3 protein-coding genes and 1 pseudogene are annotated in these 3,135 nt (G+C 65.9%); all 4 read left to right on the top strand.

From position 1 onward, the window contains the following. Positions 1–300 (top strand): annotated as a pseudogene (gene cdhC / locus BLX41_RS35980) (3-dehydrocarnitine:acetyl-CoA trimethylamine transferase CdhC); the annotation flags it as partial. Positions 301–457: 157 nt separating this feature from the next. Then, on the top strand, positions 458–1,423 hold the full coding sequence (locus BLX41_RS22000) for an L-carnitine dehydrogenase (protein ID WP_123726590.1): 966 nt from the start codon (positions 458–460) through the stop codon (positions 1,421–1,423). 109 nt (positions 1,424–1,532) lie between these two features. Beyond that, entirely contained in the window at positions 1,533–2,009 is a 477-nt protein-coding gene (locus BLX41_RS22005) for a thioesterase family protein (RefSeq protein WP_123726591.1), read from the top strand. 25 nt (positions 2,010–2,034) lie between these two features. Next, on the top strand, positions 2,035–3,135 hold a 1,101-nt coding region (locus tag BLX41_RS22010; RefSeq protein ID WP_123726592.1), incomplete at its 3' end, for a TauD/TfdA family dioxygenase.

Consider the following 3,135-nt stretch of genomic DNA (forward strand, 5'->3'; position numbering starts at 1 on the left):
CCCTGGGGCGCCCCCGCGGACACCACCACCATGAAGGCCATGGTGGACAACCTGCCAGCGGATGCGGTCTGGGCCGGTTTCGGTATCGGGCGAATGCAGATGCCCATGGCCGCGCAAGCGGTGCTGCTGGGGGGCAACGTGCGGGTCGGCCTGGAAGACAACCTGTGGCTGGATCGCGGCGTGCTCGCCACCAACGGCCAACTGGTGGAACGGGCCACGGAGATCCTCCACCGCCTTGGGGCACGGGTCCTGACCCCGGCCGAGGGCCGCAAGAAAATGGGCCTGAAGCAACGCGGCTGACCCGAACCCACCTCTCCCCGTAGGAGCGAGCTTGCTCGCGAAGAGGCCGTCACATCCGAGCTCGTAGCAGCCGGCGTGCCGGTGAAGGGCCCCGCAAGGCCGCCAACAGCTTCGCTGGCAAGCCAGCTCCTACGAACTCTTTTTTCAGGAAGACGCGATGACTTTTATCACCAACATCAAAACCTTCGCCGCTCTGGGCAGCGGCGTGATCGGCAGCGGCTGGGTGGCCCGCGCCCTGGCCCACGGCCTGGACGTAGTGGCCTGGGACCCGGCGCCGGGCGCCGAAGCGGCCCTGCGCCAGCGGGTCGCCAATGCCTGGGGCGCCCTGGAACAACAGGGCCTGGCCCCCGGCGCCTCGCCGCAGCGCCTGCGCTTTGTCGCCACCATCGAAGAATGCGTGAAAGACGCCGACTTCATCCAGGAAAGCGCTCCCGAGCGCCTGGAACTCAAGCTGCAACTGCACAGCAAGATCAGCGCCGCGGCCAAGCCAAACGCCCTGATCGGCTCCAGCACCTCGGGCCTGCTGCCCAGCGAGTTCTACGAGGGCTCGACCCACCCGGAACGCTGCGTGGTGGGCCACCCGTTCAACCCGGTGTACCTGCTGCCGCTGGTGGAAGTGGTGGGCGGCAAGCACACCGCACCCGAGGCGATACAGGCGGCGATCCAGGTCTATGAATCCTTAGGCATGCGCCCCTTGCACGTGCGCAAGGAAGTCCCGGGATTCATCGCCGACCGCCTGCTCGAAGCCCTCTGGCGCGAAGCCTTGCACCTGGTCAATGACGGGGTGGCGACCACCGGGGAAATCGACGATGCGATCCGCTTTGGCGCCGGCCTGCGCTGGTCGTTCATGGGCACCTTCCTCACCTACACCCTGGCGGGCGGCGACGCCGGCATGCGCCACTTCATGGCCCAGTTCGGCCCGGCGCTGCAACTGCCCTGGACCTACCTGCCGGCCCCGGAGCTGACCGACAAACTGATCGATGACGTGGTCGAGGGCACCGCCGAGCAACTGGGCACCCACAGCATTTCGGCCCTGGAGCGCTATCGTGATGACTGCCTGCTGGCAGTGCTGGAGGCGGTGAAAACCACCAAGGCCAAGCACGGCATGCACTTTCACGACTAACCCAACCCCCGTAGGAGCTGGCTTGCCAGCGAAGAGGCCCTCAAGCCAGGCGTAAACCCAACGGACGCCTTCGCCGGCAAGCCGGCTCCTACAGTTATCCGGTGATCCTATGCCTGCCTTGACCACCTACAGCACCCGCATCATCCACGACTGGGTCGACTACAACGGCCATCTGCGCGATGCCTTCTATCTGCTGATCTTCAGCTATGCCACCGACGCGCTGATGGATCGCCTGGGGCTCGACAGCGACAACCGCGAAGCCAGCGGTCACTCGCTGTTCACCCTGGAACTGCACCTGAACTACCTGCACGAGGTGAAGCTCGACACCGAGGTCGAAGTCCATACCCGGATCATCGGCCACGACCGCAAGCGCCTGCACCTGTATCACAGCCTGCACAAGGTCGGTGATCCCCAGGAGCTGGCCGGCAACGAACAGATGCTGCTCCACGTCGACCTCGCCGGCCCCCGTTCCGCGCCGTTCGGCGAAGCGCTGCTGCAGCGCCTGCAAGCCATGACGGCCGAGCAGGCCGACCTGCCACGCCCCACCTACATCGGCCGGGTGATTGGCCTGCCAACGGAAAAATGACAACCAGCCCGAAAAGGAGATCGCCGTGAACATCGCCGCCCTTGCCGACTATCGCCGTTATCCGCTGATCAGCCCGTTGAGCGCCGTCCAGGTACTGCCGGACCGGGTCCAGGTGCACTGGGCCGATGGCCGCCTCAGCCCCTTTCACCATCAATGGCTGCGGGACAACTGCCCCTGCCCGGAATGCGTCTACAGCGTGACCCGCGAACAGGTGCTGGAAATCGTCGATGTCGCCGAGGATCTCGGCTGCCACGGGGCGCACATCGACAGCCAAGGCTGCCTGTGCCTCGACTGGTCGAACGGCCACCACAGCCGCTTCGATCCCGGCTGGCTGCGGGCCCATGCCTATGATGAGCAATCCCGCGAGGAGCGCCGCGCCCATACCGCGCACAGCCGGTTGTGGGACAGCAACCTGCAGTTGCCGGTATTCGAGTATCAGGCCCTGATGGACGATCCCGAGGCTCTGCTGCAATGGCTGCTGGCCCTGCGCGGCACCGGCCTGACCCAGGTCCGGGGCGCCCCCACGGAGCCGGGTTCGCTGGCGCTGATCGCCCGACGCATCTCGTTTATCCGCGAAAGCAACTTCGGCGTGCTGTTCAATGTGCAATCCAAGGCCGACGCCGACAGCAACGCCTACACCGCTTTCAACCTGCCGCTGCACAGCGACCTGCCCACCCGCGAACTGCAACCGGGGCTGCAGTTCCTGCATTGCCTGGTCAATGACGCCGTGGGCGGTGAAAGCATCTTCGTCGACGGCTTCGCCATCGCCGATGCCTTGCGCCGTGAAGACCCCGAGGCCTTCCTGACGCTGTGTGAAACACCCGTGGAATTTCGCAACAAGGACCGCCACAGCGACTACCGCTGCCTGGCGCCGATCATTGCCCTGGATGCCCTGGGCCGGGTGGCGGAAATCCGCATGGCCAACTTCCTGCGGGGGCCCTTCGACACCTCGGTGCAACAGATGCCCCGGCTGTACCACGCCTACCGTCGATTTATCGCCATGACCCGGGAAGCGCGATTCCGAGTGGTCCGCCGCCTCGACCCCGGCCAACTCTGGTGCTTCGACAACCGCCGTACCCTGCATGCCCGCAACGCCTTCGACCCGTCCAGCGGCGCCCGGCATTTC

Origin of the sequence: Pseudomonas protegens (assembly GCF_003732485.1) — a bacterium.
Lineage (GTDB): Bacteria > Pseudomonadota > Gammaproteobacteria > Pseudomonadales > Pseudomonadaceae > Aquipseudomonas > Aquipseudomonas protegens_B.

Coding starts and splice junctions, on each gene's coding strand:
- BLX41_RS22005 (WP_123726591.1), top strand. CDS start 1,533: ATGCCTGCCTTGACCACCTACAGCACCCGCATCATCCACGACTGGGTC.
- BLX41_RS22000 (WP_123726590.1), top strand. CDS start 458: ATGACTTTTATCACCAACATCAAAACCTTCGCCGCTCTGGGCAGCGGC.